Source organism: Psychromonas hadalis ATCC BAA-638, assembly GCF_000420245.1.
Lineage (GTDB): Bacteria > Pseudomonadota > Gammaproteobacteria > Enterobacterales > Psychromonadaceae > Psychromonas > Psychromonas hadalis.
Map to the genome: position 1 here is coordinate 1 of NZ_ATUO01000194.1, position 6,142 is coordinate 6,142.

The following is a 6,142-nucleotide window of genomic DNA, read 5'->3' on the forward strand; positions in this document are numbered from 1 at the left end:
CTTTTTCACGTTTTATTGTTGATGGGATAAGTGTTATAAACTGTAGTTGGGATAAAAACTCAGCATTAGCTTTATGATAAAGTTTGCAGTCAGCAATTAGATAACTTGGTGATTTTGAGTTTTTAAAACTTTCGACTAATGCTTTAGAGCGTGCTTTGAATACCGCTGTATCAGCGCTGTTCCCATCCCAATTTTTACAAGCAAGTGAGATCCAGCCATCTTGACTTACAATCATCTCCTGTACAACTTGCTTAAGATCAGGCCGATGAGCTTTACTGTGACCATGAGTGATTCTTATAATATCATCATCAAAGTAAAGCTTGATGTCATGGCAAATCCAATATCATTACTTTCTTCTGGCATTAGCATCGCAAAGTAGTTATCACACGCTAATGATGCGTTATAAAGTTGCCCCTCTTTATTACAAGTTACAGCTAAGTGGTAACAGTCATCAACGAGCTGCTCAGCTAATTTAGTGGCCTCTACACTTTCAGGGGAATTCCCAGATCGGGCAAATGAGACTAACAGCGTTGGCACTGTCTTTTCAAAATATAAGCGAGGGTTTGAAACTAGATCTGTTGTTGAAATTGCTTCAAAACGTATATTTGTTTTATTTTTTAAAAAATGAGCAATACTACTACCTGCAAAAGCAGATGTGCCTGCACCAGTTAAAATAACACGGGCACACTCTTTTTTTAAAAAAGCACCAGTAAAATTTTGAATCGTATCTTTTATTTTTTAAAAATTATTTAATACTTTTAGTATAGTTTCCGGTTGCTGGGTAATTTCTCGAGCGGTATTAATAGCGCCAAGTTTTTCTAAAATTCTATCTTCAATATTAAAATACATAATTAATCCTTAAATAAGTCGTTAAAATTTAGGGAGAAACTTTTGTAAATTTTGCTCCCTAACACGATGTTAAATACCGTCATCATCGTTATTTTCTACAATGGATTTTTTTTTCTTTTCTAGTTGATCATATAAACTTGTGAGTCCGAGCAGCCCGCAGACAATAGCTTGCTCTCTAAATTGTGTAACGGTTAATTCTTGGTCATCTCGCTCAAGTAACATTTCAATTAACATTTGTAGGTTAATACCCGTTAATACCTCTACATCATCTTGCTTGTTACTCAATAGTGATGCGGCTCTAAAAGGTGTTCCCCCCAGTAAATCTGTAAAAAAGACGACACCTTTACCTTGTTGTGTTTTGTCAATAGCGCTGCTTAATTGCTCTGTCAAAATTTCTGTACTGCTCTCAATTGGAAAGTCAATAAAGGCAACATGTTCCTGCTCACCAATAATACGTTCAACTGCTTTTTGCATACCGTAAGCAAATTGCCCATGTCCTGTTACAATTACGCCTATCATATTCATTTCAACCTTGTTAAAAAATAAAAAAGGGCATGTGTAAAGTATATTTAAATACATGCCCTGGAACTTTATAAAGCAAAGAAATAATTCTTTAGGAGAGATTTTTAGGTTACTTTATAAAATTTTAACTTATAGGATTCCTGCAAATTTACCTGCAACCCCAAATACCATTGTGAATGCAATCAGTTTTAATGGACTCCATCCTTTTTTCACTAATGTATACATAAGTAATGTATACATTAGAGGGAAGAAAGCAGGCATTAATTTGTCGATGACATCATCTTGAATTTTAACAAGTGCTTCACCCGCAGTAATTTCAACCGTTGTTACTAGACGAACATAAGTTGCAACAAGTGCCCCAATAACAGTTAAACCAACAATAGAAGCCGCATGCGCCACTTTCTTAGTATTTGATTTTATTAATGGAATGGCATTTACACCCATTTTATATGCAAAATGAGCCAGACCAAAACGTAGTGACAAATGTACAACGTTAAATAAAATGATAAAGAAAACTGCCCCCATAATAGAGCCTTGTAGCGCCATACTGGCACCGATACCACCACAAATTGGCAGTAATGTTAACCAGAACATGGCATCACCGATACCACCTAATGGTGCACCCACTGCGATTTTAGTATTATTGATGCTTGTTGGATCCTGCTTAGAGCGTTCCATCGCTAATATAATACCCATCACAAATGTGACCAAGAATGGATGAGTATTAAAGAAGCCTAAGTGACCTTTCATTGAACGTCTTAAGTCATTTTTATTAGTATGAATTTTCTGCAAAGAAGGGAGTAAACCATATAACCAACCACAACCTTGCATACGTTCATAGTTAAAAGATGCTTGTAGAAAGAGCGATCTAAATGCCATGATGTTGATATCTTTCTTAGTTAATTCCACACCAATACTCTGATCTTCATAAACACTGTCTTCAACGCTTTCTACCACTATATTTTTATTAGATTCCATCTTCAAATTCCTCTTTTTGAGTACTTACTGCTACTTCTGGTTTTTTCATAAAATCAATTAACGCAATCGCTGTTGCACCTGCGGCGATAGCTATTACAGGCATTTCTAACCAAGCAGCGGCAATAAAACCAATAATAAAATAAGGGATATAGTTGTTTTTCATCATTATTTTCATCAGTATTGCAAAACCAACTGCGGGCATCATGCCACCTGCAACACCCAGACCACTCATCAGGTCTTCAGGTAACATCTCTACAAATCCTTTTGCATGCTCGGCACCAAAATAAATGGGAAGAAATGCCCATAAAAAGTAGAACGTACCGAGTAGTGTCATGGCCCCATAGTTGATCATGTCGATACCACGACAATTTACATCTTCAGCATATTTGTCTGCTTTCGACATTAAAAATGAAGAAAGCGAGAACATGAATGTGATGCCCATTTGCACAGCAACAGCAAATGGAACAGCAACTGCAATTGCTTGTGTTGCTTCAACACCGGTTGTAATCGCAAATGCAGTACCTACGATAGTACCGATGATTACATTTGGCGGTTGAGCACCAGCAAGGGGAGCAAGACCCATCCATACAAGTTCTAGTGAACCACCAATGATAATGCCAGTTTGAAAATCACCTAAAATCAAACCAACAAGAGGACCTAAAACAACAGGTCTGTGAAAATGAGTGAGACCGTTAAAAAGATCTAACCCGGCAAAAAACGCTAAAATACCCAGCATTAATGACTGTATTAATGTAATTTCCATTTGTATATCCTATTTATTTAGTAAACTAAAAATGTCGACTTCAGATTCAGTTGGTATTCCTTGAACTGTTACTTTGATATTAAAATCTTTTAATATGTTAAAACTTTGAATATCAGCATCATCGACAGAAACCGTTTTAGAGATTTGATTTTTACCTTCAGAAAAATGCATATTTCCTACATTAACTTTTTTAATATCAACACCGCCTTGTACCATTTTTACAAATATTGCAGGGCTTTTACAAACTAACAAAATCTTTTGTTTAGGATTTGCTTTATGAATATTATCAATCGTTTTTTGAACTGACCAAAAACGAATAGCAATACCTTCTGCAAGTACCATTTCCATTAAGTCTTGTTGTGTTCTATCCGTCGCAACCTCATCATCAACAACCACAACAATATTTGCATCCACAAAACCTACCCATTGAACACCAACTTGCCCATGAACAAGTCGTTCATCAATACGACTTAACACTATGTTTGGCATATAAAACTCCTTTATAATTTATAATTTAATGTTGAGCCACTTAATCAAGTAAATCAGGTGGCAATTATTTAGATTTATTTTTGACTACCACACGCTTTATTATAAATACTGTTTACCTCCATTATTTTATGCAGAATAATCTCGTTAGCAGTATTTCCAATTTCACCATTACAAATTGCTTTGTATTGAACAGGTAAATATTGGCTAATTAAGGTAAGAGGAGCAGGTGATTCCATTAAATTACTATTTAGCATTTCTAGAGCCGCTACCACTGTTTTTTCTGGCCAGTAATAACGAGAACGATCACTAAAACTAAACTCTAAATCTAATTTGTTATGGTAATAACTTTCCCAATAAATAGGCTTATCATTCATTATTTTCATTAATATTGAACGTACTTGGGAAGCTTTTTCTTCACCTAGCCATTCTCGCTCAATGGTATCTAAAGCAAAAACAGCTTCACGTAATGCATAAGTTAATGCAGGTCCCACTTTTAGAATTGCAAAATGATCATTAACGAGATCCATATATGCCTGATCTTTTTGGTAATCAGTTGAATGCGCTTCATAGATAATGTGTGGATTTGATTGGATAAATTGGCTCAATGCTGTGGCTTTCTTGCTGTTATAATGAATCACTTTATGGTGATCAAACTCAACACCAGGCTGAACCACTAAACCAATTACACGTTCCCATGCATCAGACAAACCTAATGCTTCAAATGCGGCCTCATGAATGTCAAGTGTTTTTTTGGCATCACAGTCAGTCGTTAAAGCAAGTTCTTCTTCAAGATCTTCTTGTGCACCACCAGGAACTGGAACTTCAGTCCCAACAACATAAACAGGAGCTTCTCCTCCCACCTCACTCCACATTTCCTCCGCAACTTGACATAAAATAGCAGCACGCTGTGAAACGGTTTCATCACTTAATGGCACCGGATCACCTGCACATGACATTGAACAATCTAGATGAATTTTTCTAAACCCTGCTGCAATATAATTTTTAATAAGTACTTTTGATTTTTCCATCGCTTCATCACTTGCCAGCGATTGCCAGCAATTAGGACCCAAATGATCTCCGCCTAATAAGATTTTTTCATGCGAAATACCCACTTTATCTGCAATTTTGTAAACTAATTCAATATAGTCAGCAGGTTTCATTCCAGTATAACCACCATCCTGATTTACTTGGTTTGACGTGGCTTCAATTAAAACCAAAGTGTTATCTTTTTTTCCTTGAAGAAGCGCAGCTTCAATGACAAGCGGGTGAGCCGAGCATGTAGCATAAATGCCTATGCTCTCTCCTGACTTATGTCTTTTAATTAAATCTAAAATTAATTTCATCTATCTTTCTCCTAATAAGTAATTTCTATACAACTAATTGTAAACGACCGCCACGCACCTTTCAAGGTGATATGCTTCATATGCTTTCGAATGCCTTTCTTTGCTTTCGCTATGTGATCGAGTTAACAAATAAATAACAATTTACACTTGAACTAAACAGACAACTAATCCAAAAAAGTAATACCCTAATTTGTAAAATTCAATTAGTCCGCTGTCTATTAAGCACTAGTTTATCTACCCCCCATCTTTAGACAGAGTCGTTTTAAGCCCCTATAATATAGTGATGACATATTGAACTGGTTCATATACTAAATACAAAATTGAATATCACTTCGTCTAGATAACAAACTATATTTATCATGTTTTAACTAGCATGTAGTAGTACGATAATTTTTATTTTAGAATATAAAATATATGAGTAAAACCTGTATATATCTGGAGATAGAAATAATAAATAGGATATTTTTAACATGAAAACTGGAGAGTTGAAGAAAAATCATTAAATAATATTTAGTTCCACATTTTAATAAAGATCCAAATAATTATTTTAATAATTGAGTCAGCAGACTTTAGCTAAGATTTAGGCGTTTCAGTTTGCACTAAAACCCATCGTAGCGGTTAAGCTAAAGTATCATTTGAATAATTCCAAAATAATTATCCTTTTGCATTTTAAAAACGAGTGACGTAAAACAACCTATTTACAAAAATAACACTTTGAAACAACATGAAAGAAGGCAATATGAAAACGGCAACCGAAAGACGTATGAAATAGTAGGCATTGTTAATCAAAAAACTAAAATTAGTGTAGATTTTTTGGTTGATAAGTTTTCAGTGTCAGCAATTACAATTAGAAATGATTTGAAATTGCTAGAAAGAAATAATTTACTTATACGGGCACATGGATTTGCCATTGCAAATGCATTGGGTATTAATGAACTGAGTATCAACGAAAAACCAACACAAAATGCCCCTATAAAATCAATTATTGCCCAACAAGCCTGTAAATTTATTCATGAATGAGAGTCAATTATTCTAGACTCTGGTACCACGACACTGTCTATTGCAAAGGCTCTGTTGTAGCTAATTGTTGTCTATACTTATAAATAAGACTTAACTGATTAAAGGTACTCGCAATGAAGACTAAATTATTTGTAAGTAAGCTTAATCTAATCACAAAAGCACTTTTCTCTATGACACC

7 protein-coding genes and 1 pseudogene are annotated in these 6,142 nt (G+C 34.9%); 1 reads left to right on the forward strand and 7 read right to left on the reverse strand.

What is annotated here, in order from left to right; genetic code table 11:
- The 7 genes and pseudogenes from G322_RS21210 to G322_RS0116880 all read right to left on the reverse strand — a co-directional run.
- Window positions 1-307 (reverse strand): annotated as a pseudogene (locus G322_RS21210) (IS1634 family transposase); the annotation flags it as partial.
- A complete protein-coding gene (locus tag G322_RS23020; RefSeq protein ID WP_084683779.1) occupies window positions 295-735 on the reverse strand; it encodes an SIS domain-containing protein in 441 nt (146 codons plus the stop codon). The gene G322_RS23020 and the pseudogene G322_RS21210, both read right to left, overlap by 13 nt.
- Before the next feature lie 183 nt (window positions 736-918).
- Window positions 919-1,368, reverse strand: coding sequence for a PTS galactosamine/N-acetylgalactosamine transporter subunit IIA (gene agaF / locus G322_RS0116860; RefSeq protein ID WP_028866703.1), 450 nt, complete (start codon window positions 1,366-1,368; stop codon window positions 919-921).
- A 132-nt stretch (window positions 1,369-1,500) separates the two neighbouring features.
- A complete protein-coding gene (agaE, locus tag G322_RS0116865) occupies window positions 1,501-2,349 on the reverse strand; it encodes a PTS N-acetylgalactosamine transporter subunit IID (RefSeq protein WP_022942882.1) in 849 nt (282 codons plus the stop codon).
- Complete coding sequence (gene agaW, locus G322_RS23535; RefSeq protein ID WP_022942883.1) at window positions 2,339-3,112, reverse strand: PTS N-acetylgalactosamine transporter subunit IIC; 774 nt, start codon at window positions 3,110-3,112, stop codon at window positions 2,339-2,341. Before agaW ends, agaE begins: the two co-directional genes overlap by 11 nt.
- 9 nt (window positions 3,113-3,121) lie before the next feature.
- Window positions 3,122-3,601, reverse strand: a complete 480-nt coding sequence (agaV, locus tag G322_RS23540) for a PTS N-acetylgalactosamine transporter subunit IIB (RefSeq protein WP_022942884.1) — start codon at window positions 3,599-3,601, stop codon at window positions 3,122-3,124.
- Window positions 3,602-3,675: 74 nt separating this feature from the next.
- Complete coding sequence (locus G322_RS0116880; RefSeq protein WP_022942885.1) at window positions 3,676-4,944, reverse strand: D-tagatose-bisphosphate aldolase, class II, non-catalytic subunit; 1,269 nt, start codon at window positions 4,942-4,944, stop codon at window positions 3,676-3,678.
- A 714-nt stretch (window positions 4,945-5,658) separates the two neighbouring features.
- On the opposite strand from G322_RS0116880, the gene G322_RS21960 reads away from it, so the two are divergent.
- Window positions 5,659-5,964 carry a DeoR family transcriptional regulator gene (locus G322_RS21960; protein WP_022942886.1) on the forward strand — a complete coding sequence of 102 codons (306 nt, stop codon included), beginning with the start codon at window positions 5,659-5,661 and terminating at the stop codon, window positions 5,962-5,964.
- Window positions 5,965-6,142 lie beyond the last annotated feature (178 nt).

What these genes read in the sequence shown, in the direction of transcription:
- agaW (WP_022942883.1), bottom strand. Translation starts at nt 3,112, where the DNA reads ATGGAAATTACATTAATACAGTCATTAATGCTGGGTATTTTAGCGTTT.
- agaE (WP_022942882.1), bottom strand. Translation starts at nt 2,349, where the DNA reads ATGGAATCTAATAAAAATATAGTGGTAGAAAGCGTTGAAGACAGTGTT.
- agaF (WP_028866703.1), bottom strand. Translation starts at nt 1,368, where the DNA reads ATGATAGGCGTAATTGTAACAGGACATGGGCAATTTGCTTACGGTATG.
- agaV (WP_022942884.1), bottom strand. Translation starts at nt 3,601, where the DNA reads ATGCCAAACATAGTGTTAAGTCGTATTGATGAACGACTTGTTCATGGG.
- G322_RS0116880 (WP_022942885.1), bottom strand. Translation starts at nt 4,944, where the DNA reads ATGAAATTAATTTTAGATTTAATTAAAAGACATAAGTCAGGAGAGAGC.